Here is a 26,846-nt window from a genome sequence, read left to right as displayed (position 1 = left end):
GCGCTTTTGTCTCAGCCTCATTTTTTAAATTCAGCGTTTTTTTACCGTTTCAACAGCCTTTTTAGAATGTCGAATTTCTTTCAGCGTTTCATCATAATTTTTAGCAGCATATGCAAAAAATAAAACATCTACCACAAATAGTTGCGCTGTTAGAGAAACCGTCGCAGCACTTCTTAATGGCGCCTCTTCTCCTTCTGGTGTTAATAACACAACGTCACTGTTACTAGCTAAAAGAGAGCCTGTATCAGCGGTCAAACTAATTACCGTCATGCCTTTACTTGCGGATAAATCTGCTAATGCAACAGTTTCCTGGTTCATACCTGAACTTGAAATCCCAATAAAAATACCTTTTAAATGATTGGTTCCAATTGCTGAGGCAAACAAATGATGATCCATGCTAAAAAAAACGTTTCTTCCAAGTCGAGTAAATTTTTGATAGATATCTTGAGCAACCAATGAAGAAGCTCCTACTCCATAAACATAGATGATTTCTGCTGCTTCTATTTCATTTACAGCTAAATCAATGGCTTTATCTTCTAAATGCTCGTTAGTTCTTTCAATTACGTGGATTACACGATGCTGTAGTTTTTGCTTAATTGCTGCAGTCGTCTCGCCATTTTCGACTTCTGTATACATTTCAGTATCAATCATACCTAAATTAGCAGATAGTAATATTTTTAAATCTGTAAAACCACTAACTTCAATCGAACGGCAAAAACGGATAATTGCAGCTGGGCTTGAACCAGCTTTTTTTGCAAGTTCTTGTGTACTTAAATTAATAACTTCATTTGTATTTTTTAAAATATACTCTGCAATTTTCTGTTCAGATCCCGGTAGATTCCCAAGATGATCTTGAATGGTTAAAATAATGTTTTGCTGCATGTTATTCACGTCCTTTATCAATTGAAATCCCATAAAACTTTTTATGAACTGACACTATTATAGCTAAAAAAAACATTAAAAGAAATCTATAAATAATGGAATCAATTTTAGCTATTGAAAAAACTGACTTCTCATTTTAAGCAATTAACACTACTTACAAATAAGAAATCAGTTTATAAAATAAACGATTGATAAAATGTTATTTTTCTTGTAAATCTTTTGGAATTCCAAAGAAGAATGTTGCGACAAACCCACCTGCATATGCTGCTAAAAGACCTAAAACATAAGCTAACCATTGATTATTTGCAATCAAAGGGATTAAGGCAGCTCCACTTGGACCAATGGCAATCGATCCGACATTACCAAACGCACCAATCACAGCTCCGCCAATACCACCACCAATACAAGCAGTAATAAATGGACGTCCTAACGGTAACGTAACGCCATAAATCAATGGTTCGCCAATCCCTAAAATTCCAACTGGTAAAGCCCCTTTAATCATTTCAACTAATTTCGTATCTGTTTTACAACGGATCCACAAAGCCAACGCAGCACCTACTTGACCAGCTCCAGCCATTGCAAGAATTGGTAACAATAACGTCATTCCAGTTTGATTAATCATTTCAATATGAATAGGTGTTAAAATTTGATGCAAACCAAACATAACCATCGGTAAGAATGTTAAGCCTAACGTAAATCCAGCAAGCATTCCTCCCTTTTCTAAAACAAGATTGATTACACCGACCAAACTGTTTGAAATCAATCCAGCTACGGGCATAATTAAAAAGATTGTAATTAGACCAATTACTAAGAGTGACACAGTTGGGGTTACAATAATATCAATAGAATCAGGAATAACTTTATGCAATTGTTTTTCAATCAAAGAAAGTAACCAGACAGCAAAAATAACGCCGATAATTCCGCCTTGTCCTGCTGATAAATTACCTCCAGTTAAAAAATTGGGCAGTGGGGCATCTGGATTCATTCCAGTTAACATCGTTACTGCTCCAATAACACCACCTAATGCTGGAGTCGCACCGAATTCACTGGCACTATTGATCCCTGTGTATAACGCTAGATAAGCAAAAATCCCATTTTTAATGATATTTAACACATCAATATATTGCTGCCAAGAATCTCCAATTGTACCTGCAACTAATAAATTTGACATTACTGCTGCGATTCCGCCGATAATTCCCGCTCCAACAAAGGCTGGAATCAACGGAACGAAAATATTAGAAATCGATTTCAAAACAACTTTAAAGCCTGAATTATTTTTATTTTTTTCCTTTTGAGCTGCCTTCATTTGAGCAGCTTTTTCTTCTACTAATTGTTTTCCTGATTGCGCTTCTTGACTTGGGAAAGGCTCTCCTAGTTTTACTCCAGCCATATCAACCATTTCTTGAGCTACTTTATTTACCGTTCCAGGTCCAATAACTACTTGAAGTGTATCGTCTTCAACAACACCCATGACACCATCAATATTTTTTAGCGCTTCCAAATTTACCTTGTCATAATCTCGGATATCCATACGAACCCGAGTCATGCAATGACGAAGTTTTAAGACGTTACCTTGACCGCCTACTTCTTCATAAATTTCTTTTGCTAAACGTGTGATTTTTTCTTCTGCCATAACTATTTCCTCCTCATTTTTTAAATAGTGTTTTTTATAAATTGGTTTCCCGCAATTAATTTTTCTGCTGCTTCTGTTTTAGATGAATTTGTCAGTAACATTACAATTGCTAATTTTACATTTTCATCGGCTGCTACGAAGTATTTTGCTGCAGTATCATAATCGCAGTTAGTTGCTTCCATGATGATCCGTTTTGAGCGTTCAACTAGCTTTTCATTTGTCGGTTTCACATCAACCATCAAATTATTGTAGACTTTGCCAATACCGATCATTGAAATAGTTGATAACATATTCAAAATTAATTTTTGTGCTGTTCCGGATTTCAATCTTGTTGAGCCTGTTAAAAATTCAGGTCCAGCATCAACTTCAATTGGAAATTGCGCATATTTACTAATTTCAGCATCTTTATTACAAGAAATAGAAGCAGTAATCGCACCGATAGAATCAGCATATTTTAAACCACCGATAACATAAGGTGTTCGTCCACTTGCTGCAATTCCTACAACAACATCTTTATTTGTTAATTTTATTTTGACTAAATCTTCTTTGCCTAACTCTTTAGAATCTTCAGCCCCTTCAACTGCCACAGTCATCGCTTGTTGACCACCTGCAATTAATCCTTGCACCATTTCAGGTTCAACTCCGAAAGTTGGTACACATTCAGCAGCATCTAAAACACCCAAACGACCACTGGTACCCGCTCCCATATAAATTAACCGTCCACCTTGATTAAAAGAGCTGATTATTGCAGTCACTACTGGTTCAATCTGCGGAAGTGCTTCTTCTACTGCAACAGCAACCTTTTGATCTTCTTGGTTCATTTTAATTAAAGCTTCTTTTACTGTTAATTGATCTAAATTCATCGTTTCTTGATTTCTTCGTTCAGTTGTTAATTTGTCTAAGTTCATATTATAAATTTCCCTTCTCTATCAATTTAAAGGCTGATCCTGCTTTTATCACATTCAATAAAGAGCGATCATCTTTAACTATTTTGGCTGCTACATTGACTTTTTTATCAGCTGGCAGTTCTTTCAAAGCAACTTGAATTTCTCCCATGTACCGACCATATAATTCATTATCTACTGTGACGCTACCCAAATTTCGAGATTGCGCTCTCTCTGGAATAATAGTTACTCTGTCTCTAAATCGGGCATCTGCACTGCGTAAAACATCTCTGGCTTCATCTTGACGATTCGTATGATCACCTAAAATCAGCTCGTAATAGTCACTACCAACATCTGCTACTTCCATTAAAATTAATTTTTTATGATTGTATTCTTCAAATTGAAGTCTTGTTCTTTCAGAAATCCTTGGATCACCAATATAAATACCATCAATGTCAAAATCTTCTTTTAGTTCAATTGCTGCTGCTAATGGATTTGTATATCGATGTTTTTCAAGCGTAGGCAATCCTTCACCAAGTGGACCTCTTAATTCACCATTACCAGGAATAAAAGCAAAAACTTGAAACCCAACTTCTTTAAGCCAACTATTTTTACTATTAAAGAACTGACTGGATAAACCAGTTTCTGGTCGAGGATAATAATTATGCCAAGCCTGAAAGTTAGTAAAATCAGCCTTATAATAGTTCAACTCTGCTACATCTTTTTCAGTAATGGTACTTGCATTCAATCCTATTTCTATTATTCGAGAAGCTTCTGCTATTTTTTGATTTGAAATCGCATAATCCATACGTAACCCAGTTACGCCAATTGCTATGATTTCATCTAAATCCTCAAAAGAAAAACCAGCTCGCATCAATGCCTCTCCAGAAATGTCTACCATCAATTTCATTTGATTTACTTTAGCAATACGGCCGAGTTCCTTTAATCTTTCTGCATAAAGGCTGGCATCATCTTCCGGAATATGCAAAGAAGTGAAAATCCCTTCAAATCCTATTTGCTGCATTTTTTGAATATAATTCCGTGTCTGGTTCGTAATTTCTTCTCCTAAAAAAACTGAAATACCATACATTCCCAACGACTCCTTCCTAATACGAACTTATTATAGCTTTTATGAAATAATATTTCAACATAAATTATTATATAATATCTTATTTGAAATTATTTTTCATTATTACGATAAAAAAATAAGTGTGCGAGACAAAACTAAAATCAAGTTTTGCTTCACACACTATATCCGAATAAACAGCTGTGACAGAAACAATCTCTTCTGTTACAGCGGATACTATTAATGATCTAATAAAAATTAGCTTTATACTTCAACCATACCAACTTCATCACCTAAAGTTACTTGTCCGGTTTTAGTTAAATCAAATTTTTTGACTACATCCATATTTGTAATGACAACGACCATGTCTACTGCCTTACCTGCAGCAATAATTGAATCCAGATCAACATTTGCGACCTGAGTTCCCTGTGTAACTTTTGAGCCTTCGCTGACTTTGATTGAAAAAGGTTCTCCATTTAACTCGACCGTATCGATTCCCATATGAAGCAAGACTTCTGCCCCATTGGTCATTTTCATCCCAATCGCATGTTTTGTTTGGAAAACGCTTAGTACTTCTCCGTCGATGGGTGAATATATTTCTCCCGATTGAGGAATGACAGCAAAACCGTCACCCATCATTTTTTGTGAAAACACTGGATCATTGACTTCAGTGATTGGAATTAGATTTCCCGTTGCCACAGCATATAAATGATTATTTAACTGAACTGGTTCTTTCTTTTTTAAAAATCCAAACATTTCTTCTTCTCCTCCATTTACACATGAATAGTAACAGTATAGAAAATTCTTAGAATAATTACAACTATCAATCTAAGTTTTTATTTTTGCGCTAAAATGTTAGTTGGTTTTTCTTCGCCTAAAAGGTATACTATTAGTGATTTACTAATTTAAGCTGGAAAGGGTTGAACCTATGCTTTTATCAAATTTATGGAAAGCAATTATTCTAGGAATTATTGAAGGAGTGACTGAATGGCTTCCAATCAGTAGTACGGGGCATTTAATTTTAGTTGATGAATTTATCAAGATGAACCTTAGTAAAGACTTCATGGAAATGTTCAACGTTGTTATTCAACTTGGCGCTATCATGGCTGTTGTAGTACTATACTTTCACAAACTAAATCCTTTTTCACCTCAAAAAAATGAGACTGAAAAAAAAGATACTTGGATTCTTTGGTCAAAAGTCGTAGTCGCTTGTGTACCCGCGGGAATCATCGGGATTTTATTAGACGACTGGCTTGAAGCGAAATTTCATAATTTCTTTACTGTATCATTGATGCTAATTGTCTACGGAATTGCATTTATAGTTATTGAAAAAAGAAATAAACATCGGAAACCAAAATGTTCCGACTTAAGAGATTTTACTTATAAGGCTGCGGCTGTTGTTGGTTTTTTCCAAGTCCTGTCGTTAATTCCTGGTACTTCACGTTCAGGTGCTACTATTTTAGGCGCAATTATTATTGGTGCATCTCGTTTTGTCGCAACAGAATTTTCTTTTTTCCTTGGTATTCCAGTCATGTTTGGCGCAAGTTTTCTTAAAATCGGAAAATTTTTACTTAAAGGGAATTCATTTGGTTTTAGTGAAATCTTAGTTTTATTAACTGGATCGATTGTGGCATTTGTTGTTTCGATTATTGTAATTAAGTTCTTGCTAAATTATTTGAAGCGAAACGATTTTACTGCTTTCGGCTGGTATCGAATCGTGCTTGGTGTTCTACTTATTAGTTATTGGCTATTCTCATAATCTTTATAAACTAAGACAAAAATTATCTTCTTTTGTCTTAGTTTTTTTTGTAGATTTTATTGATAATGATTATCACTATTAATTAGAATTAATATAATCTTTAAAAAATATTAAATACCGAAAAACAAGGTTATTCTAATTGATAATCACTATCGTTCTCAATTAAGATATTCCATTATCAATTAGAATTTATTTGTGTTATCCTCTAAATGAGGAGTGATTTTAATGAAACTTACAAAAGAAAAAAAAGCTATTTTATCAACGATCCTATGCTTAATATTTATGATTATCGGTTTTACTTTGGAAAAAATTGGCTTTGCATTTTATCCAGTTAGCTTCGTTTTGGCAATTTTATTCGGCGGATGGAAACAAACAACAGAAGGTCTGCTTGATACCTTCGAAAACAAACACTTAAATGTCGATTTATTAATGGCTTTAGCCGCTATCGGCGCTTGTATAATTGGGAATTGGTTTGAAGGCGCAATGTTGACATTCATTTTCTGTCTGAGCGGCGCACTTGAAGAATACACAACAAATAAAAGTAAAAAAGAAATTTCAGCCTTGATGAATTTACAACCTGAAACGGCCTTTTTATTAGATGAACAAGGTAAGACTACAGAAATTTCTGTTAACAAATTACAAATTGGAAATCTTGTTTTAGTTCCTAAAGGCGCAAGTATCCCAATTGACGGAAAATTAGTCACTGGCGTTTCAACAATTGATGAAGCTGCGCTTACTGGTGAATCTCTCCCAGTAGAAAAAGGTCAAGGTGATGAATTATTTAGCGGTACAATTAATCTAGGTGAAGCAATTACCATGAAGGTGACAAAAAATAGTGAAGATACGCTCTTTGCTAAAATCATTCGTTTAGTTGATGAAGCACAAAACACCCCCTCTCAAACAGCCAGTTTTATTGAAAAATTAGAAGGCACTTATGTAAAAATTGTCTTAATCGCTATTCCTCTAATGATTTTGCTTCCTTATTTATTATTAGGCTGGTCATGGAATGAAAGTTTTTATCGAGGAATGGTGTTATTGGTTGTAGCGTCACCATGTGCTTTAGTTGCTTCTGCTACACCAGCTACGTTAGCCGCAATATCAAATGGTGCTAAAAATGGCGTCTTATTTAAGGGCGGTGTTTACTTAGAAAACCTAGCATCTTTAAAAGCCATTGCCTTTGATAAAACAGGAACATTAACAAAGGGTTTTCCAGTGGTAACAGATGCTGTCTTTTTAGAAAATCAGTCTGAAGCGTTAAATATCTTAGTGGCCATGGAAAGACAATCTACCCATCCTCTAGCACAAGCAATTGTAAAACGGTTTGAAGCTGAAGTCAGACCTTTAACTGAACAACTTGAAGTAAAAAATATCACAGGATTTGGTATGGAAACATCAGTTAACGGCATTACTTGGCGAATCGGTAAAAACTCGTTTGTCTCAAACAGTGACGTGAATAAACAAAAAATTGACAAAATAGAACAACTTCAAAAAGAGGGAAAAACGGTTATTTACTTATTCCAAGATCAGGAAATAATTGCCTATTTTGGTTTGCTTGATGTACCGAAAAGTGAAGCTAAAAATTGCATTCACTATTTTAAACAAGTAGGTATTCATACTACAATGATTACAGGGGACCATAAACAAACTGCCCAAGCTGTAGCTGAACAACTAGAAATTGATGAAATCCATGCTGATTGCTTACCGGAAGAAAAAACAATAATTATCAAAGAGCAAAAAGAAAAATATGGTGTGAATGCAATGGTAGGTGATGGCATAAATGACGCACCTGCTTTAGCTAACGCTGCAATCGGAGTTGCGATGGGTGAAGGAACGGACATTGCAATGGATGTTGCGGATGTAATTTTAATGCAAAATGATCTGGAAAAACTACAAATGAGCCATATGCTTTCAAAAAAATTAAAACGCATTGTTAGTCAAAATATTGCCTTTTCTGCAGGCGTCATTCTACTTTTAGTTCTTTCTAACTTCTTTCAAATCGTTAATTTACCTTTAGGTGTAATCGGTCATGAAGGAAGCACAATATTGGTCATTTTAAACGGTTTGAGGATGCTTAAAACAATTCCTGTTAATGAGGTGAAACAAAAGAAATCATCTCATCCACAAACCGCAAAATTTATTTAGTAATAAATAGTTAAAAGTTACTATTTGATATTACGAGGTTGAGAAAATACCCGTTTTTCTCAGCCTCTAAATAAATTTAATCCCACTCTTCTAAAAATTCATCTAGAAAAAGTTCCAAAAATTTTTGACGTTTAGCTCCTATTTTTTTCGCATATGCTATATTTAATGTCTTATTCAATAAAAGTAGTTTTTCATAAAAATGGTTAATAACTGTTGTATCTTCTCTATACTCTGCTTTTGATTGTAAATCTCTCGGCTTAATTTCTGGATCATACATGCGATTTCCTTTATAACCACCATAGTAAAACGTCCGCGCAATTCCTATTGCTCCTATCGCATCTAAACGATCAGCATCTTGCACAATTTGCCCTTCAATAGAAAGTTCTTCTGCTGTTCCATCTAAAGATTTGCTAAATGAAAGATTATTTATAATTTGAATAATTTCCCGAATTTGTTGATTAGATAGATTAATTTCTTCTAAAAATTTTTTTAGTTGATGATATGCTTCAACCGAATCTGAAACTACCTTATCATCTACTGTATCATGTAAATATGCAGCCGCTAGGACGATAAAACGATCGCATTTTTCTGTTTCTGCAATTTGATCGGCTAACTTTACCACTCGATTGATATGATCCATTCCATGTCCTGTTTGGTCTTCTTCCAACGTTAATTCAGTAAATTTTTTAATTTTGTCCAATTGAATCTCATTCATTTGATTCCCTCCAATTTAAGGAAAAGCAGCAGACTTAATCAACCTAGTTGACTTTAGCCTGCTATCACTTTTGTCTTGAATTACGTATTTTTAATTACCAAACCACCAATTACATCTACAACTGATTCACTGGCATTCAACAATTCTTCCAACTGATCGTAAACATTTTTCCATCTGATTACTTCAATGGGATTTTGCTCATTTGTAAATAAGTCTTTCAATGATTCGCTATATAATTTATCCGCTTTGCCTTCTATCTCACTGACTTCATCCATCATTAAATGCAAGGTTTTTGAATTTTTGAATTTAGCAAATTCTTTGGTAGCAGTTAAAACACCTGCAGTTGCTTCTAAAGCATATGTGATAAAAATAAGTGCATTTTCTTTTAGCTCTTGAACAACTAAACTACTTAACAAATACGCAATACTGTTCACAGAATCTAAGACATCATCCAAACGTTCTGTAATTGCTACAATATCTTCACGATCAATCGGTGTGATAAATGATATATATAGCTCACTCAAGATTTTTTTAACAATTTGATCCCCTTCACGCTCTAGCTCATGAATTTTTTCAGCTTCATTTTCCAACAGCTCAAGCGAATAATCAATTGTAATCATCTGTAAAATTTCTGCTGCCTGATGAGCATTTTTTGCTAGATGCTCTAACTCACCAAAATAGTCAAACTGTTTTTTTCTAGCCATTTTATTCTTTCCCTTCACCAATTAATTGGATGTTCCATCTTTTGTGATTTTCATTTTACTAAAACCTGATTAGTTCTAAAATAATGCCACGAATAATTTTGCCATCACAAAAGCTATAATACCACAGCCAGGAAATGTTAAAATCCAAGCAATCAGCATCTCTTTTACTATTCTCCAGTCAACACTAGATACACGTTTGGAGGCGCCCACACCCATAATAGCCGTCGTTTTAGTATGTGTCGTTGAAACAGGAATACCAAAAATAGAAGCTAAAAATAAACAGATAGCTGTACTTAAATCTGCTGCAAACCCTTGATAACGTTCCAGTTTTACCATATCCATTCCAACCGATTTAATGATTCTCATTCCTCCAACAGAAGTTCCAAATCCCATCGTTACAGAACAAAGAACCATCACCCAAATTGGAATAATAAAACCAGAGCCAGATTTTTCTGCCAAATTATTATAATAAAGCCCCAACATAAATACACCCATAAATTTTTGACCATCTTGAGCCCCATGTAAAAAGGCATTTGCTCCCGCCCCAAATGCTTGACCATAAGTAAAAACTTTATTGGCCGTTCTCCTAGCCACGCCTTTGAAAAGGATTACAATTAATTTTGTTGCAAGATATCCGCCACCAAACCCCATCACAGTGGAAACAACTAACCCAACAAGGACTTTTGTCCATTCAGTACCATTAACAGCACCAAGACCACCTAAAGCCATCGCAGAACCAGTCAATCCGGCAATTAGCGCATGGCTCTCACTTGTTGGAATTCCAAAATACCAAGCGGCTACTGACCAAACGACAATTGAAAATAATGCCGCTGCTAAAGCAACCTGAGAAGCATTTCCCTGTGCATCAAAACTAACGATATTACTAATCGTCTCAGCGACCTGAGCATTAAAATAAGTCATTACCAAAGCACCAAGAAAGTTCATTACAACTGCCATTCCAATCGCAACATTCGGTTTTAGAACACGTGTTGAGACAGCGGTTGCAATTGCATTCGGAGCATCTGTCCAGCCATTAACAAAAATAACACCCATCACTAGTGTAACGGTTACAATTAAAGCAATATTCACATTGACACCACCATTTCATTTTTCCCCTGCTATGATAACATATTTTTTATAAAATGTATTTATTTTTCGATGTAAATCCTTAAAGAATCAACTTTTTTTCTTGGAGATTTGAGCATTTTTACTGTTAAGGAAAAAAACTTGTCATCTTTTATTGCAATGCCCGTTTGGATTGGGTATAATGATTAGTGTTGAATTACATATGGAATTTCCTATGTAAGACCCTATTTTATCGGAGGTGAAATAAATGCCAAATATTGAATCTGCAATTAAACGTGTACGTACAAATGCGAATGCGAATGCGAAAAATTCATCTCAAACAAATGCTATGCGTACAGCTATCAAGAAATTTGAAGAAGCTGTTGCTGCTGGTGCTGACAACGTAGATGCGTTACACAAAGATGCTATTAAAGCTGTTGATATGGCTGAATCTAAAGGATTAATCCATAAAAACAAAGCGAATCGCGACAAATCTCGCTTAAGCAAAAAAGTAGCTAAATAATGAATTCATTAAAGCTAACTTTTTTGTTAGCTTTTTTTGTAGAGTAATAAAAACGTGTAGAGAAACTAGTCACAGTTTCTCTACACGTTTTTTAACTATCATTCAATTATTTTGAAGTTCTAATCCTTTTCGGTCGATTTGAATCCAATATTCAGAAATTTTTTCTTGTTTAACTAAGTATACGGCACTGGCAATCTGGATAATTCGTCTTCCATCTACCATCTCACCTGTTTGTTTCCAACGAACATACACTTTATTTCCGTCTGCTAGTATTTCTTGAATTTCCAGTTTAAAATTGCCGTAAAGGTCCTGCATTTCTTTTACATGATCGACGTAATCTTGAGGGGATCGTTCTACTGTATACTCATTTTCAGATTGGACCTGATGAGCAATCACTCTTTGATGCATAAATTCATATGCAGCCTGCAGGTTCTTTCCTGAACGTATATTTTCAAAAAAATCAGTAACTATTTGTTTAGCTTCCTTCATATCAGTCACACCTTTTCCTATCTGGAGGTTTGACCAGATAATTTCAAAATAAATAATTCAAAGAGTAATTCCTTATCCATCTTACCTGTCTTCATATGAAAGTCATTTTCGACTAATTCGTCATAAATTGCTTCCAATCGCTCTAATCCAAAATGCCTTACTTGTTGCAAAGCTAACTTCACACGATATGGATGGACCTTTAATGTTTCAGCAATATTCGCTTGCTGATAGCCTAATTTTGCTAGAATTTTTGTCTGCAAGAACAACCGAATTTGAGTTAAGAGAATTGCATTTAATTTTATTGTTTCTTCTCCTTGAAGCAATAAATCTTCATATAATTGGATAGCTTTTTCACCATTACCAGATAAAACATCATTGGTTAGGTCAAATACGTTATGTTCCAAAGATTTTGGCACTAGTTCTTTCACGCTATTCAATGTAATGATCTTATTATCTGACGCATACAGAAATAATTTTTGTAATTCCCCCATGATTTTAGATAAATTTAAATCCGTTAGCAGCAATAATAAATCAAACGCCTCCGGACGAATGTCGTAGCCTTCACTCTGGATCGTTTGCTCAACATATTGACGAACTTCTCGCTCTCCCATTGGATTAACTTCAACTACTTCAGCCTTTTTTTTAAGTGCTTTAGTTATTTTTTTTCGTTCATCGAGTTTTTCAACATTTGCACAAAAAACTAAAATTGTAGTTGGTGAAGGTTGCTCCAAATATTTTAACAAACTATCAATATCGTGTTCAATTGCATTTGTTCTTCGCTCTGCTGTTAAAAAATATGGATTTTCAATAAATACAAGCCTATAATCACCAAAGAACGGTATTGTATCAGCTTCTTCCATGGCCATTGATAGCGAAACTTCTTCCATATCAAAGGAAGAATAATTAAATTGATCGTCTTCTGTTTTTATTAATTGACTCATTAATTCCGTTTTAAATAATTCGCTTAAATAGTCTTCTGTTCCTTGTACTAAATAAACTGACTCAAATTGCTGCTGTCTAACTTGTTTTAAAACCTCTTGTAAATTCATCTTTCCCCTCATTTCTCTCTATCATCCTATCACGCCAAATTGATAAATGCTAGTCTTCTTTGATAGTAGTTTTTGCAGCTGACATTTTAGAAAATGGTGTCCATTGATAATAGATCATTCCTTGTTGATCCGTTCGATAAATTGTGACGTTTTCCTGTTTTAAAGTCACTAACGTTTCATCATGAGGATGTTTAAACCGATTATCGCGCCCACATGAAATGATACTATCCCTTGGTAAAATTTTTTGAATAAACAGCGGATCTGTCGATGTTTTACTACCGTGGTGTCCGACTTTTAGTACATCTACATCTAATGTTGGAAAATAATTTATTAACTGTCGCTCTCCCTCTTTTTCCAAATCTCCAGTAAACAGAAAACGTTTTTCAGCAATCTTAGCATATAAAACCATTGAATCCTTATTTTCTCCTAACCCAGATGACTGGGGCATGAGCATTTGTATATTCAACTCCTGGCTAAGTGTTGTCGTTGCCAAAATAGGATAACACTTGGTTCCACTTTTTTTTAATTGATTGAGTATTTGTTTAAATACAGTTTTGTTTTCAGTACCTTTAGGATAATAGAGTGCACGAATGGGAATTTTTTTATTAATCTCAAGTAAATCTCCGCAATGATCTACATCTCCATGGCTAATGAGTACTTTATCTAAATATTTCACACCACTGCTTTTTAAAAAAGGAATTACAGAATAATCTGCATTCGCTTTCTGTTTACTTCTCATTTTCCACGCTTCTTTTTCAAATGCTATTTTACCACCAGTATCAATCAATATATTTTCTTTATGAAACGGAGCTTGTAAAAAAATACTATCTCCTTGCCCAACATCAATAAATGCAACAGTTCCTTTTACAGAGAAGTACTTATTAAACATAATTAACAAAAGTAGCGATCCAACCAAATATGATTTTTTCGATTTACTAGAGAGAAAATGCAGTAAGCTAAATAATAGCATACATGTTACTACAAAAAGGATATGCGTAAAAACACCCGTAACAATTCTCAATGTACTGTTCTGACTTAACCAAACAAAAAACTTTTGCTGAATCGAGAAATAATATTCTAGCCCTTCAATTAAAAAAGGGACTTTGATGAAAAATGAACTAAGCAAGCTAATACTCAATATCGGAAGAATCAACCGCTCAAATATTGGTAATAATAAAAACGTAAAGAAGCTACTAGTTAAATGCCATTCAAAAAACGATAGGCCAATTATTGGAAGTGTCATAATATTCAGCATCAAAGAAAAACAATACTGTCGTAAATACTTATTTTTAATATTTTCCATAATCGGATGAACATATAGAATAAAAAAAGATAACCCGTAGCTAAACTGTCCGCCTGTAGTAAATAACAAATACGGATTAAACAACAAAACGATGATTAATGAGATACTCCAGCAATCCAGCGCGGATAAGTACCACTTAAATTGCCGATTACTCAAAGATATTGTGCTTTGTACTAATGCTCTTACAACACTAATTGAAAAACCAGTCATCCCAGCATATACTAAACAAAAAAGTAACTGTACACCAAATAAACGTTCAATAGTTACTCCTATTCTTAAGAAAAAATAACGAAACCATCCGATAAAAAATGTCACATGCATCCCTGACAAACTAAACAAATGCAAGATTCCTAAGTCAGCTAGAACGTCAGCTTTTTGTGAAAACTCAGTTGATTTAGAGCCAAAAATTAATGTGTTTATATAGAGAGCTGTATCCGACAGAAACGTTTTTTGAGTGTAATCAATGGCTTTCTTCCTAAGAATGCTTAACCAGCTAAAAAACTCATAAATTTTTGGTTTCTTTTCGGAAATACTTTCGATTTTGTTAATCGATAATAGGTGAAAAATCCTTTGTTCTCTTAAAAACTTTTGATAGTCAAAACCATTAAGATTCGTTTGCCCGCTTGGTGTCTCAAAGTTACCAGAGAGCTGTATTTTAAGCATTTGGTTCTTCATTTGCCAATGCTTCTTTTCTTGTTCTGACGTAAATTGATAAAAAGCAATAATTTTTCTTCGCTTTTCTTCAGCTGTGTGAAAATAACCTTTGATTTGTAAACGGTCACCATCTACGTTAAATTGATCCGGCAAAACCGTTAACTCTCCAGAAATTTCAATTTCTTCAATAAATTTCTCTGATTTTTCACTGGTTATCACGTGTAAGCTCAGCAACGTAAAGATACCCGAGCAAACAAGACTTATAACTACTATTGTTTTATTACCTAAACAAAATATTCGATAAACGAGATAACTCAAAATTATCCCGACTAGCCAATTAGGTTCTAAAACTAGAAAGACTGTTCCTATAGAAATTACTGCTGGAAAAAACCAGTAATTATTGGTCCGTTTGAGGTGCTTCTTCAGATGAAGCAATCTCGTCTTCTCCTAATTGTAATTCAGCAAAATATTTTTTTGATAAGGTTACTTGATCGACCGTTGCACCAACTTGTTTGATTAAAGCCAGTGCGTACTCGTCATTTCGATAATCTTTTAAATAATGAATCTTTTTGATTCCTGCTTGTAAAAGCATCTTAGTACATTGCAAACAAGGAAAATGAGTAACGTAAATTTCAGCGCCATCTGTTGGAATACCGAATTTTGCACACTGTAAGATTGCATTCATTTCTGCATGAATTGTTCGGACACAATGCCCGTCAACAATGTAACAACCATCATCAATGCAATGCACATCTCCACTAACTGATCCATTATATCCTCCTGCAATAATTCGCTTGTCTCTAACAATCGTCGCGCCAACTTCTAATCTAGTACACGTACTTCTTAAAGATAATAGGACGCTTTGTGCCATAAAGTATTGGTCCCATGGAATTCGTTCTAATGTCATAATTAACTCCTTTTACTTTGATATATTTTTATAAAAAATAATTTTGCTGTTGATAGATTACTATTCAGTTATACAAATAGTAAATTATAGAAAAAGTCTCGTCAAGAACCAGTGCTAGAAATTTATCAAATACTTTTGCTACTCACTTCATAACAGTCAAACAGAAATAGAATCTTTTAGCTTTTCAAATGTTTTTTCGCCAAAACCAGAAATATTTTTTAGCTCTTCAATTGATTTAAATCCGCCATTTTCTTCACGATAACGGATAATTTCTTGCGCTTTCTTTTGACCAATCCCTGTTAAAGTTGTTAACTCTGCTTCATTAGCCTTGTTAAGATTAATTTTGTTAGTTGTACTTTTTAGCCCATCCTCAGAATCTTCGCTGCTTGTAAGCTCTTGAACTTCCTCACCGATCGTTGGAACATAAATGACCATTTGATCAACAATTCGTTCTGAAAAATTCACTTGTTTGGTGTCAGCATCTTCACGAACGCCTCCTGCAAGCATCACAGCGTCCCATACACGCATTTCTAGCATTCCTTCATACATTCCTGGTTTTTTAACAGCGCCTTTAATATCCACATAAATTTGCTGAGAAATTGATTCTGATTCAAAACTCTCTGATGATCCGGTTGATACCATACTTATTTCCTCATTCACCTCATTTTCTGATTTATTATAAAATAAAATGCTGCAGATCAAAATAAGTAGTACAACAACTGCACCGACCAAGTATTGCCAGTATCTTTGTAACAACATACGATAATTCATCTTTTTCCCCCTTCGTATGTAAGATACGCAGTTTTTTCGTTTTTCTATGATTATTCGACAAAAAAAACTAATAAAACAAAACTAAATTTCAGTCTTGTTTCATTAGTTGGAAAGTCTACATAATATGTTTTATTCTTTTTCTTTCAACTTATCAAGATAATCTAAAGCTTCCTGAACATTTTTTACAGGAACTATTTTCATTTTCGTGCCAAGTTTTTCAGCAGCTGCTTTAGCTTCTTCATAATTTGTTTTAATTTTTGGCTCAGCTTTTTTCATCTCGTCTGTAATTTCATCATCCGGAGCAAAAAATATATCTATGTTATTTTCATTGGCAGTTGCAACTTTTTTATCAATACCGCCAATTCTACCCACAACGCCATCCGTATTAATCGTACCTGTACCGGCAATTCTATAACCTTTACGAATATTTTTCTGTGTTAACTGTTCATATGTTTCTAAGGTAAACATCAATCCTGCTGAAGGTCCGCCAATATCGCCGGCATCAATTTCCACAGGTACAGAAGAATTAATCTCTGTGTGATCCGTTAGACCAATACCAATACCAGCTTTTTTGTCAGTAGGCAATTCAATCAATTTACCAGTTGCTTCTTTAGGCTCATTATCTTGCAAATAACTAACCGTCACTTCTTGCCCAACTTTTTGTTCTTTGACGTAATTTACAAATTCTTCACTGCTTTTAAACGTGTTGCCATCAATCCCTGTAACCGTGTCACCAACTGAAATTTTATCTTTAAAGCTAGAATTATCTTCTATGGCTAAGACATAAACTCCTTTAAAAGTCATTTCGTAAGGGATATCCGCAAGTTTTAAAGCTTGTTCAATAGCAGCATTTTTGGAAGATGACATATAATATTGCTGAATACGCGCATATTCACTGCTATTACTTGTTCCCATTAAATCTTTTTTACTTATAATCTCTTTGAAATCAGAAAAATTAGCTATTAAAGCGGAACCTAATGTTGCTTTTCTAACACCAACCGTTGTTAAGTAAAATGCGCCCGATGCTGAATCTTTTTTGTTGTCTACAGTGACAAATTCCTTTAGGTTTTCTGTTGAGCCGGGTCCTTCAATGTAATAAGGAATCGGGACGATCATCACAATGATTAAAAAAATAATTAGAGCAAAAGGCCATATTGCCTTAACAGATAATCTCTCTTCATGTTCATCATTCAATTGGTTTCACCCCGCGATTTTTTTGATTTATTACTGCATTAACTGCTTCAGGCAAGTAAATAGAAACATCTCCACCAAATTTAAGCACTTCTTTTAGTAAGGTTGAACTAATATGCGCATATGGCTCTTCTGCTAACAAAAAAACAGTTTCTAATTGAGGGCCCAAATGTTGATTCATTCGTGCTATATCTTTCTCGTATTCGTAATCTTTCACATTTCTAATCCCACGAATTAAGAAATTAGCTCCTAATTCTGAAGCACTTTCAACCGTCAACTTAGTCTCTTGTACAATAACTTCAACATTTTTTAAGTGTTTGACGGATGATTTTACCATTATTATTTTTTCTTCAAGTGTGAATAATGCTGTTTTATTTGTATTAACAAAAATACCTACAATAACTTTATCAAAAAGTGTTGCACTTCGTTCAATTAAATTGAGATGCCCCTTTGTTAAGGGATCAAAACTTCCAGGGAAAAGAGCGACTCTATTCATTGGTTTCCTCCTGTCTGTAAATTGTTATTTGAGTAATACCGTAAGTTGTTTCACGTCTTTTACTCAATGATCCAATTGACTCAGGTAGCTCTACTGATTTGTCTGTTTCACAAACAATAATAGCATCTTCAGCTAATAAATCATAAGAAACCATCTTTTCAAGTTGGTTAGTAATTTCCTGTTTTGCATATGGCGGATCTAAAAGAATTAAGTCTATTTTTTTCCCTTCATCTTTTAGAATTTCCAACGCTTTGTTGGCATCCATTTTTTTGATCAGAAATTTTTCAGGTTCTTTTGTAATTGCAATATTTTCATTTATAATTTTAATTGCTAAACCATTTTTTTCGACGCAAATTCCTTGATCCATTCCTCTAGAAACTGCTTCTATGGCTAATCCACCGCTTCCAGCATATAAATCTAAAGCTATACCTCCGTCAAAATAGGGACCAATCATATTAAAAATAGATTCTTTTACTTTATCAGTTGTTGGACGAGTATTATCCCCATCTAAAGCTTTTAATCGTCTTCCACCGTATTCTCCAGAAATAACCCGCATTAATTATCGCTCCTTTTTATTCCTTATAACTATAACAGTATAACAAAAATACAGAAAAAAGATGAAAAATGTTTGAAGTTCGTTCACATTTTTCATCTAGTATTTACACGTTTTCAGCTAAACGGATCTGAGTACTAATCTCTTCTACCTCAAAACCTTCTTCTTCCTTATACTGATAAGCAGCTTTTGTACCAATTTTTTCAGCAAAATTCATTTCGACATCCGGACGATATGAGCGTTCGACTTTACGAACAAAATGTAATCCATTAATCTTCTCTTCAGATTGCTCAATATCCTCTTCATTCATGTAAATAACAACATATTTCATACGACGAGAGACATAATGAATCAAGCCATATCGTTTTAAAGTCTTTAATTGTTTTAAGCTATAAACCCAAACAACTAAACAACGGCGTTTTTGAATAGTAAATTCTTTTTCCTCTTTAACTTGCATGACAACTACCTCCACAACCTGAATGTTTTCCTTTTTCAAAGAAAGGATTTCCAGCATCTACTTTAATATCGTCTGAAATTGTTTTAGCAACAGCCATACCAACCAAATCCAAAATTGTTTGGACTGATGTTTCGGAAAAACGAAACTCTGCAACTTCTTCATTCATGTCTAACGCTCGTTTGGCTTGACGAACCGCACGCTGCTTTGTCCGAAAATCAGGCGCGTGATTTCCAAAAGCCTCAATCCGTTCAAATGAATCTTTTGCGCTTAAAAATTGTTTTTGCTTTTCTTGTACATCATTTGATGCATGCATTTTCTGACGATTTATTTTATAAGTTTCAATACTTTCACTTGTCAAAATTGCTTGAACAAGTTTTTCAGTTTGATCTTCTATTTCAAAAAGTTTTTCGGTTACAATCATTGTTATTCACTTTCCTCTGTTTGTGATATTTCTGATTCACTTTCTTGTAATAAGACTAACATACTTGCGTTAGAGAAGGCAACGCCAATGTTTTCAGTTTCATCATGAGCAAAACGGGAATGGTATAAAGAATCAGAAAACCACGATAAAATCGTAAAAGTTGCATCATAAACTGGTTCAGTATACATTCCGGTAGCATCTTTTTTATTAAGCTGTCCGGCTTTTAGTAATTTTTGATATTCGTTATTTGTTAAAGTGAAAATCGCTTGAGATGTTGCCTGTTCCTTGCTGAATTGCCAAATTTCTGCTCGTTCAGACGAAAGAATCGTTTTTTCATTTTTTATTAATGCATCAAAAAGTTTTTGAGCATTTCTTTGACTTTCTGTATTTGCAGAATAAGTTGGTAAACCTTCTGTGATTCTCAACAGGTTAATTATACGGATGGCATGATTACTTTTCACTGAATCGAAGCCTGCCTGCTCTTCAGTCATAAGGATTGGTAATGCTTCTCCTTCAACCATTTGATATGGCATAAGAGTTAGTAAGGATTCCTTATTTAAATAAGTAATCGCAGATAACCTACCGTCTGAATGATCGAAAAATAAAATTGCGAATGTTTTATTATCGAATGCTATCAAAGGTCGATAATTCATATCTTCTTCCATTAATTCTATGCTATAATCATTTTCTTTATATGTAAATGTAAAATTTGAAAAAATAGTCATTTGTTCTGAAACATCAGACAAATTCATACCTAGTGAAAATGGAATGACTTCTTTAGAATTGTTGAACGCTTTAATTACTGCAACCTTTTCGTCCTGCACATTGATTTCAAAATAGTCAGCGTCTTTTTCCCCGTAAATCCATAAATCATAACCCATTCCAGTTTTTTGTTTTTCAATTGGTTCGCCAAACTGATTGATAAAATCGTCTGTTTTTTTTCCTATGTATTCAGCAAAACCCGAAGTAGCAATTTCTTCATAAGGTAATGCAGTGTGGGAAACATCACGCATCCCACTATCTGCAACCTGTTTGGGTTTTTCAGCAGGGAAAAAGACCGGCTGTAAATAGCCAATCACTAAGACCACAAAGAATACGCCTATGAAAGCTAAAAAACGTTTCATCTTTTTCCCTACCTTCCATTTATTTTTCTTTTACCTCTATCAATAAATCACCAGAGCTAATCGCTTCTCCTTCAAAAACATAAATATGATCGACAACACCATCAAAACGTGCTTCTATGGTTGTCTCCATTTTCATTGCTTCTGTTACAAGTAAAGCATCACCTTTTTTGATCTTGTCGCCTTTTTTAACTAAGACCTGAAGAACTGATCCAGACATTGTTGCCCCAATCTGCTCTTTATTTGTCGGTTCAGCTTTACGTTTTGCCTGTACAGATGATTTAACAGAAGTATCTTTAATTACAATCTCACGACGTTGACCATTCAAATTAAAGAATAGAACTCTGTTCCCTTCAATATCAGGATCTCCTACTTCATCCAAGCGAATAATCAATGTTTTACCTTTTTCGATTTGAACCTCAACTGATTCTCCTTGGCGAATACCTTGGAAGAAAGTCGGTGTATCTAATAAAGTAACATCTCCAAAATTTTGATAAGATGTACGATAATCTAAAAAGACTTGTGGATACATTAAATAGCTTAAAACTTCTTCTAATTTTGGTTCATAGCCAACTAATTCTGCTAATTCCGCTTTAACTTTTTCCATATTTACTGGTGCAGCAAGACTCCCTGGTCTTTCAGTAAAAGCAGGTCGACCTTTTAAAATAATCCGTTGTAATTCTTTCGGAAAACCACCAACTGGCTGTCCTAAATCCCCTTGGAAGAATGTTACAACTGATTCAGGGAAACTTAATTCTTCTCCATTTGCAAAAATATCTTCTTCAGTTAGTTCATTTTGAACCATGAATAAAGCCATGTCTCCAACAACTTTTGAAGAAGGAGTTACTTTAACGATATCACCAAACATCAAATTCACAGTATGATACATTTTTTTAATATCATCCCACTTATGACCTAATCCAACGGCTTTAGCTTGTTGTTGCAGATTAGAATATTGTCCGCCCGGCATCTCATGCATGTAAACCTCTGTTTGCGGTGCGTTTAAGCCATTCTCAAACGGCTGATAATACATGCGGACATCTTCCCAATAGTGGTTAATTTTCTGTGTATTATCAATATTAATATCTGGAGTCCGATCTCCATTAACTAATGCGTAGTACAAACTGCTCATACTCGGTTGGCTTGTAGCGCCACTCATAGCGCTTGTTGCAACATCGACAATGTCTACGCCCGCTTTAGTTGCAGCAGAGTACGTAATAATTCCATTTCCACTTGTATCATGTGTGTGCAAGTGAATTGGCAAATCAGTCGTAGATTTTAATTCACTTATTAAGCGATAAGCCGCCTGAGGTTTTAATAAGCCAGCCATATCTTTAATTGCAATGATATGAGCGCCCATTTTTTCCAATTCCTTCGCCATATTTTTATAATAATCAACATTATATTTAGGTCTTGAAGGATCATTGATATCACCCGTATAACAAATGGCTGCTTCAGCAATTTTACCTGTGTCACGTACTGCCTGAATACTTTTTTCCATTTGTGGCAACCAATTCAAACTATCAAAAATACGGAACACATCTATCCCTTGTCTAGCAGACTCTTGGATAAATTCTTCTATAACATTATCAGAATAATTTTGATACCCAACAGCATTTGAACCTCTAAATAACATTTGCAGTAATGTATTTGGCATTAACTTACGTATTTTGCGTAATCGTTCCCAAGGATCTTCATTTAAGAAGCGATAAGCAACATCAAAAGTCGCACCGCCCCACATTTCACTAGAAAATAACTCAGGTAAACCTTCTCCAGTTAGACGGGCGATCTCTTTGAAGTCTTGTGTTCTTACGCGTGTTGCTAGTAAACTTTGGTGAGCATCACGAAAGGTCGTATCAGTAAGTAAGACATTATCTTGTTGCTTAATCCAGTCAATAACCCCTTTAGCTCCATCATTATCTAATACATTTTTCGCAGTTACGTAGTCTTCACGTAATTCTAGATCAGTTGGTATACGAGGTGTTTCAAAATATTTTTTAGTCGTTTTGTCAATACCAGGAAATCCGTTAACAGTAACCTCACCAATATATTTCATAGTTTTGTTACCACGGTCTCTTAATTTAGGAAATTCAAATAATTGCGGAGTATTGTCAATAAATGTTGTTTTAGCCTCACCAGATTGAAATTCTGGATGAGCAATTACTTTGTGTAAAAATGGAATATTTGTTTTTACACCGCGAATTCTAAATTCTCTTAAACAACGTTCCATTTTTAGAATTGCTTTTTCAAAGGTAAAACCATGCGTACATACTTTCACTAATAAAGAGTCAAAATAAGGAGTAACAACTGCACCAGAATAGGCATTTCCGACGTCCAAACGAACACCAAAACCTCCCGGTGAACGATACGTATCAATCTTTCCAGTATCCGGCATAAACTGGTTCAATGGATCTTCAGTCGTGATTCGACATTGAATTGCAGCGCCATTTGATGTGATATTTTCTTGTTGCGGGATTTTCATATCTTTGTGTAAATCAAGTCCTTGTGCAATTTGAAGTTGAGAAACAACGATATCAATATCAGTAATCATCTCAGTAATTGTATGCTCAACCTGAACACGAGGATTAACTTCAATAAAGTAAAACTTATCCCCTTCAACTAAAAACTCAACTGTTCCAGCATTAATGTAGTCTACATGTTTCATTAGCTGAACTGCTGCATCACAAATCGCTTTACGCTGTTCTTCGTTCATTGAAACACATGGTGCTACTTCAACTACTTTTTGATGACGTCTTTGAACAGAACAATCACGTTCGAATAAATGAATCACATTACCATGTTTATCACCTAAAATTTGAACTTCAATATGCTTAGGATTTGAAATATATTTTTCTACATACACTTCATCCGAACCAAAAGCAGCTTTGGCTTCACTTTTCGCTCGCTCATAGCCTTCTCTGGCTTCTTTCTCATCATGAGCAACCCGCATACCGCGACCGCCGCCGCCTAAAGCCGCTTTAATCATGATTGGGAAACCATGTGTTTGACCAAATCCAACTACTTCGTCCACTGTATCTACTGGTCCCTCAGACCCTGGAATCGAGGCAATACCAGCTTGGACAGCCGCTTCTTTGGCTTTAATTTTATCACCAAAAATGTCTAAATGGTGTAACGAAGGACCAACAAAAATAAGACCTGCTTCTTCACAACGACGAGCAAACTCAAGATTCTCAGAAAGAAAACCATAACCAGGATGAATAGCATCTGCTCCTGATTTTTTCGCAATCCGAATAATATCTTCCATATCCAGGTAGGCATCAATCGGTTTTTTACCTTTACCGACTAAGTATGCTTCATCCGCTTTAAATCTATGTACGGAATATTCATCTTCTGCTGCATAGATTGCTACTGTCCCGATGTGCATTTCTGTGCAGGCTCTAAAAATTCGAATTGCAATTTCTCCACGATTTGCTACTAAAACTTTTTTCATTCTTTCACTCCTACCTGTTTTTTTACCTTCTATTTTATTTAATTACCAAGTAATTGGTATTCTTGGTCCATTTTTTGTCGTTTTTCATCTGCGCTAATATTTAGCACAAAAGCGACCGCCACGGAGATAATCAATACACTATTTCCCCCATGACTTAGAAAAGGAAATGTAATCCCAGTTAGAGGAATAACCCCTGTAATTCCGCCTAAATTAATAAATACTTGTAACAATAACATAGCGCCAATCCCAATACACATCAACGAATTAAATGGTTTTTTTGAACGTACTCCTACCAATATAATCCGAGCAATCATGAACATCAAGAGTGCTAAAATAATCAGGGTTACTAAAAGTCCTAACTCTTCAATTGTAATGGCAAAAATAAAATCGGAATGAGCCTCTGGCAAAAAGCCTTTCTTTTGAATGCTATTACCTAAACCTTTACCAAACCAACCACCATTATTAATTGCATAATACGAATTTGCTAACTGATGACCTGCATTTCGTTCATCAATAAAAGGGTTTAGAAAACTTGCAAATCGTTGATAAACATATTGATAACGCTGAGGGATAAAATTCCCTTTACTTAAAATTAACGCCTCAATCACAACGATACTGCCAAGTATGCTTACGCCACCGACAAGATATGTATACATATAATTTACACCACTTGCCAAAAGCATTACTATAACCAATAAAGTCAGAATTGCTGCATTACCCAAATCTGGCTGTATTGCCACTAGAAAAATTAAAAAACCAACCAACAGCATTGGTCTGAATACCGCTTTTTTAAATTCTTTATCAATATACTTTTGTCTGCGACCCAAAATATAAGCTAAATACCAAATAACCATAATCTTTAAATACTCGGCAGGCTGCATTGAAAAAGAACCAATTTGAATCCATCCTTTAGCCCCATTAATCTCAGCTCCAAGTTTAGTAAAACGAACAGCTAAAAGTAAAACCGATATAACAGCTATTGCAAACATAATAAAATTTTTATGTTGGAAAACCGTTGTTTTCATTTTGTAGATGAAAAACATCGCCACCAAACTTAGCCCCCAAAACTGTAACTGAGAAATAACCATTCCAGTTGGAGCTAGCCCTTTTGATACAAGTAGGGATGACGTCGAGCTGTATACCATAATTAGTCCAACGACGCTTAAAACTAGATAGGGAATTAAAATACTATAATCTAACAGGTGTCTCTTTTTTACCTTGTTTGGCAAAGTTTAAACCTCCTTGCCAATCTCTTTATTTTCTTGTCTTTCCTCATAAACGTCACTATATAATTGATTTAGTTCTTTTTCTAAATCACTTAGTAATTGATGTCCTTGTTTTGAGCTTAAAATCCCTAGACGTATGGCATAAGTCACTTGACGAGAAAAGCCGTACATTTGTGTATCAACAACTTCTTCAAAAGCTTTACACTGGGATATACATAAGCTATTCTTTTGATTACGAATAAGCATCATAATTCTTTGAGCATCTTCATTTAACAACTGAATTGCAAACTCTTTTGAAATGGATTCCATTTGGACTCAACCTCCCATCTTAATTATGTAATTATAGCATAATTCAGCTAAGGATTAACAGAAATTTTCTGAAAATCCTTAGTCTCAAAAAAATTTTTAATTTTTCAAGAAGCTGAATGAAAGAAACTCTCATCCGTTCTTCCTTTTCTGATAAAAATTCATTTACAATAAAGCTAACTAGACACATTACTTAGTTTAGTCCATAAACAACAACGTAATAAATGACATAAAACCAACTTAAAATACCATGAAAAATTGCCCACAATATACTATGCCAATTAACATACGATATGACTAGTGCCAACGCACAGCCAAAAGAAATCCCAGCTTTTGCACTCTCTTTCATCACAATCTCCCCCTATTATTATATGAATTATAAAAACCTCTATTTAGTTATATCTCACTCTGGAATCGAAACCGTTCCTGCTATATTAGCTAACTCAGTTTGACCAATTTTTTTAATCAATAAGTAGTCAGACGGAATTCCGCTATCTGACACAATCCCAAATTGTTCTGCTCGCGTATATCCAAATCGTCCATAATATTGTGGATCACCGATTAAAACAATTGCTTGATATCCCTGACTTATCGCAGCTTGCTCTGCTTTATTCATCAATTGACTGCCTAAGCCTTTATTTCGCTGATCTAAGCGAACTGTTAAAGGCGCTAAAATCAGTTCTTCAAAAATTTGATTTTCACCTTTAATCCTAACTTTCGTCAACATCACATGACCTATTATTTCGTTATTTTCTTCTGCTACAAAAGCTAAGCTAGGAAGGTAATCTTCACTTTTCCTTAATCGCTCTACAAAATCTTGTTCATTTCCATCTTTAACTTTAGCTGTTTTAAATGCTTCTTTTGTAAAAGAATAGATTGCAGCAAAATCTTGTTCGTTCTCTAATCGAATCAGCATAAACATTTTCCTTTCAAGCAAATTCTATTATTAATAGTAACAGAATCCATTTTAAGATGCTATTAATGTCTCTGACTCTGTATAAAAAAACAGTAATCATTACCCAGCTAAAAAGTTAAACTTCTGGATGGAAATAATCACTGTTTTTTTAGATTTCACATT

27 protein-coding genes are annotated in these 26,846 nt (G+C 34.5%); 3 read left to right on the top strand and 24 right to left on the bottom strand.

All coding sequences use genetic code 11. The features are described 5' to 3' along the window. Positions 1-30: 30 nt before the first annotated feature. The 5 genes from C240_RS01465 to C240_RS01445 form a co-directional block, all read right to left on the bottom strand. A complete protein-coding gene (locus tag C240_RS01465; RefSeq protein WP_271489633.1) occupies positions 31-882 on the bottom strand; it encodes a MurR/RpiR family transcriptional regulator in 852 nt (283 codons plus the stop codon). Between the two features lie 199 nt (positions 883-1,081). Next, positions 1,082-2,515, bottom strand: a complete 1,434-nt coding sequence (locus C240_RS01460) for a PTS transporter subunit EIIC (protein ID WP_271489632.1) — start codon at positions 2,513-2,515, stop codon at positions 1,082-1,084. 20 nt (positions 2,516-2,535) lie between these two features. Beyond that, positions 2,536-3,423, bottom strand: coding sequence for an N-acetylmuramic acid 6-phosphate etherase (gene murQ, locus C240_RS01455; protein WP_271489631.1), 888 nt, complete (start codon positions 3,421-3,423; stop codon positions 2,536-2,538). A gap of 1 nt (position 3,424) precedes the next feature. Beyond that, positions 3,425-4,489: a DUF871 domain-containing protein gene (locus C240_RS01450; RefSeq protein ID WP_271489630.1), complete on the bottom strand. Its 1,065-nt coding sequence runs from the start codon at positions 4,487-4,489 to the stop codon at positions 3,425-3,427. A 240-nt stretch (positions 4,490-4,729) separates the two neighbouring features. Further along, the gene (locus C240_RS01445; RefSeq protein ID WP_271489629.1) at positions 4,730-5,221 is read right to left on the bottom strand and encodes a PTS sugar transporter subunit IIA; all 492 of its coding nucleotides are present in this window, start codon (positions 5,219-5,221) and stop codon (positions 4,730-4,732) included. A gap of 172 nt (positions 5,222-5,393) precedes the next feature. Between C240_RS01445 and C240_RS01440 the strand changes: the two genes are divergently transcribed. After that, on the top strand, positions 5,394-6,224 hold the full coding sequence (locus C240_RS01440; RefSeq protein ID WP_271489628.1) for an undecaprenyl-diphosphate phosphatase: 831 nt from the start codon (positions 5,394-5,396) through the stop codon (positions 6,222-6,224). Between the two features lie 225 nt (positions 6,225-6,449). Beyond that, the gene (locus C240_RS01435) at positions 6,450-8,366 is read left to right on the top strand and encodes a heavy metal translocating P-type ATPase (protein WP_271489627.1); all 1,917 of its coding nucleotides are present in this window, start codon (positions 6,450-6,452) and stop codon (positions 8,364-8,366) included. Between the two features lie 76 nt (positions 8,367-8,442). On the opposite strand, the gene C240_RS01430 is transcribed toward C240_RS01435, so the two are convergent. From C240_RS01430 to C240_RS01420, 3 genes are all read right to left on the bottom strand, one after another. Beyond that, positions 8,443-9,081: an HD domain-containing protein gene (locus tag C240_RS01430; RefSeq protein WP_271489626.1), complete on the bottom strand. Its 639-nt coding sequence runs from the start codon at positions 9,079-9,081 to the stop codon at positions 8,443-8,445. Positions 9,082-9,161: 80 nt separating this feature from the next. Next, positions 9,162-9,785: a DUF47 domain-containing protein gene (locus tag C240_RS01425; RefSeq protein WP_271489625.1), complete on the bottom strand. Its 624-nt coding sequence runs from the start codon at positions 9,783-9,785 to the stop codon at positions 9,162-9,164. Between the two features lie 75 nt (positions 9,786-9,860). Further along, positions 9,861-10,838, bottom strand: coding sequence for an inorganic phosphate transporter (locus tag C240_RS01420; RefSeq protein ID WP_271490722.1), 978 nt, complete (start codon positions 10,836-10,838; stop codon positions 9,861-9,863). Between the two features lie 280 nt (positions 10,839-11,118). Between C240_RS01420 and rpsT the strand changes: the two genes are divergently transcribed. Then, on the top strand, positions 11,119-11,373 hold the full coding sequence (rpsT, locus tag C240_RS01415; RefSeq protein WP_271489624.1) for a 30S ribosomal protein S20: 255 nt from the start codon (positions 11,119-11,121) through the stop codon (positions 11,371-11,373). 102 nt (positions 11,374-11,475) lie between these two features. Here rpsT and C240_RS01410 read toward each other — a convergent pair whose 3' ends face one another. From C240_RS01410 to C240_RS01335, 16 genes are all read right to left on the bottom strand, one after another. After that, positions 11,476-11,862, bottom strand: coding sequence for an ester cyclase (locus C240_RS01410; protein WP_271489623.1), 387 nt, complete (start codon positions 11,860-11,862; stop codon positions 11,476-11,478). A gap of 17 nt (positions 11,863-11,879) precedes the next feature. Continuing rightward, positions 11,880-12,911 carry a DNA polymerase III subunit delta gene (gene holA / locus C240_RS01405; protein ID WP_271489622.1) on the bottom strand — a complete coding sequence of 344 codons (1,032 nt, stop codon included), beginning with the start codon at positions 12,909-12,911 and terminating at the stop codon, positions 11,880-11,882. A 49-nt stretch (positions 12,912-12,960) separates the two neighbouring features. Further along, positions 12,961-15,303, bottom strand: coding sequence for a DNA internalization-related competence protein ComEC/Rec2 (locus C240_RS01400; protein WP_333908782.1), 2,343 nt, complete (start codon positions 15,301-15,303; stop codon positions 12,961-12,963). After that, positions 15,266-15,775 carry a ComE operon protein 2 gene (locus tag C240_RS01395; RefSeq protein ID WP_271489620.1) on the bottom strand — a complete coding sequence of 170 codons (510 nt, stop codon included), beginning with the start codon at positions 15,773-15,775 and terminating at the stop codon, positions 15,266-15,268. Before C240_RS01395 ends, C240_RS01400 begins: the two co-directional genes overlap by 38 nt. Before the next feature lie 156 nt (positions 15,776-15,931). Further along, a complete protein-coding gene (locus tag C240_RS01390; RefSeq protein WP_271489619.1) occupies positions 15,932-16,546 on the bottom strand; it encodes a helix-hairpin-helix domain-containing protein in 615 nt (204 codons plus the stop codon). A 129-nt stretch (positions 16,547-16,675) separates the two neighbouring features. Next, the gene (locus tag C240_RS01385) at positions 16,676-17,701 is read right to left on the bottom strand and encodes a SepM family pheromone-processing serine protease (protein ID WP_442896569.1); all 1,026 of its coding nucleotides are present in this window, start codon (positions 17,699-17,701) and stop codon (positions 16,676-16,678) included. 31 nt (positions 17,702-17,732) lie between these two features. Further along, entirely contained in the window at positions 17,733-18,233 is a 501-nt protein-coding gene (gene coaD / locus C240_RS01380) for a pantetheine-phosphate adenylyltransferase (RefSeq protein ID WP_271489617.1), read from the bottom strand. Beyond that, positions 18,226-18,789: a 16S rRNA (guanine(966)-N(2))-methyltransferase RsmD gene (rsmD, locus tag C240_RS01375; RefSeq protein ID WP_271489616.1), complete on the bottom strand. Its 564-nt coding sequence runs from the start codon at positions 18,787-18,789 to the stop codon at positions 18,226-18,228. Before rsmD ends, coaD begins: the two co-directional genes overlap by 8 nt. A 103-nt stretch (positions 18,790-18,892) precedes the next feature. After that, positions 18,893-19,243 carry a YlbG family protein gene (locus C240_RS01370; RefSeq protein ID WP_271489615.1) on the bottom strand — a complete coding sequence of 117 codons (351 nt, stop codon included), beginning with the start codon at positions 19,241-19,243 and terminating at the stop codon, positions 18,893-18,895. Continuing rightward, the gene (locus C240_RS01365; RefSeq protein WP_271489614.1) at positions 19,233-19,664 is read right to left on the bottom strand and encodes a YlbF family regulator; all 432 of its coding nucleotides are present in this window, start codon (positions 19,662-19,664) and stop codon (positions 19,233-19,235) included. Before C240_RS01365 ends, C240_RS01370 begins: the two co-directional genes overlap by 11 nt. A gap of 2 nt (positions 19,665-19,666) precedes the next feature. Continuing rightward, positions 19,667-20,788, bottom strand: coding sequence for a CAP-associated domain-containing protein (locus tag C240_RS01360; RefSeq protein WP_271489613.1), 1,122 nt, complete (start codon positions 20,786-20,788; stop codon positions 19,667-19,669). Between the two features lie 19 nt (positions 20,789-20,807). Continuing rightward, entirely contained in the window at positions 20,808-24,236 is a 3,429-nt protein-coding gene (locus C240_RS01355; RefSeq protein ID WP_271489612.1) for a pyruvate carboxylase, read from the bottom strand. Positions 24,237-24,274: 38 nt separating this feature from the next. Continuing rightward, entirely contained in the window at positions 24,275-25,465 is a 1,191-nt protein-coding gene (locus C240_RS01350; protein ID WP_271489611.1) for an FtsW/RodA/SpoVE family cell cycle protein, read from the bottom strand. A gap of 3 nt (positions 25,466-25,468) precedes the next feature. Further along, entirely contained in the window at positions 25,469-25,771 is a 303-nt protein-coding gene (locus C240_RS01345; RefSeq protein WP_271489610.1) for a YlaN family protein, read from the bottom strand. A gap of 190 nt (positions 25,772-25,961) precedes the next feature. Beyond that, positions 25,962-26,117 carry a hypothetical protein gene (locus C240_RS01340; RefSeq protein WP_176271428.1) on the bottom strand — a complete coding sequence of 52 codons (156 nt, stop codon included), beginning with the start codon at positions 26,115-26,117 and terminating at the stop codon, positions 25,962-25,964. 54 nt (positions 26,118-26,171) lie between these two features. Beyond that, positions 26,172-26,684 carry a GNAT family N-acetyltransferase gene (locus tag C240_RS01335; protein ID WP_271489609.1) on the bottom strand — a complete coding sequence of 171 codons (513 nt, stop codon included), beginning with the start codon at positions 26,682-26,684 and terminating at the stop codon, positions 26,172-26,174. Positions 26,685-26,846 lie beyond the last annotated feature (162 nt).

This window comes from Enterococcus sp. 5H, from assembly GCF_028128615.1.
Classification (GTDB): Bacteria; Bacillota; Bacilli; order Lactobacillales; family Enterococcaceae; genus Enterococcus_L.
Note: the sequence above shows the minus strand (reverse complement) of the source record. Positions and strands in the feature narration are given on the sequence as shown.